Below are 1,410 nucleotides of genomic sequence, written 5' to 3'. Positions count from 1 at the left end.
GATCTGGTGCGGTGCGTTTTTGGATTTTTCAAAGTGCGTCTTCAAAGCGCTTTTGGTTTTCAAAGCGCTCTGAAGTTCCTATACTTTCTAGAGAATAGGAACTTCGGAATAGGAACTTCAAAGCGTTTCCGAAAACGAGCGCTTCCGAAAATGCAACGCGAGCTGCGCACATACAGCTCACTGTTCACGTCGCACCTATATCTGCGTGTTGCCTGTATATATATATACATGAGAAGAACGGCATAGTGCGTGTTTATGCTTAAATGCGTACTTATATGCGTCTATTTATGTAGGATGAAAGGTAGTCTAGTACCTCCTGTGATATTATCCCATTCCATGCGGGGTATCGTATGCTTCCTTCAGCACTACCCTTTAGCTGTTCTATATGCTGCCACTCCTCAATTGGATTAGTCTCATCCTTCAATGCTATCATTTCCTTTGATATTGGATCATACCCTAGAAGTATTACGTGATTTTCTGCCCCTTACCCTCGTTGCTACTCTCCTTTTTTTCGTGGGAACCGCTTTAGGGCCCTCAGTGATGGTGTTTTGTAATTTATATGCTCCTCTTGCATTTGTGTCTCTACTTCTTGTTCGCCTGGAGGGAACTTCTTCATTTGTATTAGCATGGTTCACTTCAGTCCTTCCTTCCAACTCACTCTTTTTTTGCTGTAAACGATTCTCTGCCGCCAGTTCATTGAAACTATTGAATATATCCTTTAGAGATTCCGGGATGAATAAATCACCTATTAAAGCAGCTTGACGATCTGGTGGAACTAAAGTAAGCAATTGGGTAACGACGCTTACGAGCTTCATAACATCTTCTTCCGTTGGAGCTGGTGGGACTAATAACTGTGTACAATCCATTTTTCTCATGAGCATTTCGGTAGCTCTCTTCTTGTCTTTCTCGGGCAATCTTCCTATTATTATAGCAATAGATTTGTATAGTTGCTTTCTATTGTCTAACAGCTTGTTATTCTGTAGCATCAAATCTATGGCAGCCTGACTTGCTTCTTGTGAAGAGAGCATACCATTTCCAATCGAATCAAACCTTTCCTTAACCATCTTCGCAGCAGGCAAAATTACCTCAGCACTGGAGTCAGAAGATACGCTGGAATCTTCTGCGCTAGAATCAAGACCATACGGCCTACCGGTTGTGAGAGATTCCATGGGCCTTATGACATATCCTGGAAAGAGTAGCTCATCAGACTTACGTTTACTCTCTATATCAATATCTACATCAGGAGCAATCATTTCAATAAACAGCCGACATACATCCCAGACGCTATAAGCTGTACGTGCTTTTACCGTCAGATTCTTGGCTGTTTCAATGTCGTCCATTTTGGTTTTCTTTTACCAGTATTGTTCGTTTGATAATGTATTCTTGCTTATTACATTATAAAATCTGTGC

Annotated in this window: 1 protein-coding gene; it reads right to left on the bottom strand. The window is 41.3% G+C overall.

The genetic code is table 11. From position 1 onward, the window contains the following. Positions 1–449: 449 nt before the first annotated feature. On the bottom strand, positions 450–1,340 hold the full coding sequence (locus I4W09_RS10740) for a hypothetical protein (protein ID WP_022618806.1): 891 nt from the start codon (positions 1,338–1,340) through the stop codon (positions 450–452). Positions 1,341–1,410: the final 70 nt, after the last annotated feature.

Source organism: Collinsella aerofaciens (genome assembly GCF_015670795.1).
In the GTDB taxonomy this organism is placed as follows: Bacteria; Actinomycetota; Coriobacteriia; order Coriobacteriales; family Coriobacteriaceae; genus Collinsella; species Collinsella aerofaciens_Q.
This window is presented reverse-complemented; position numbering and strand designations above follow the sequence as displayed.

Coding starts and splice junctions, on each gene's coding strand:
- I4W09_RS10740 (WP_022618806.1), bottom strand. CDS start 1,340: ATGGACGACATTGAAACAGCCAAGAATCTGACGGTAAAAGCACGTACA.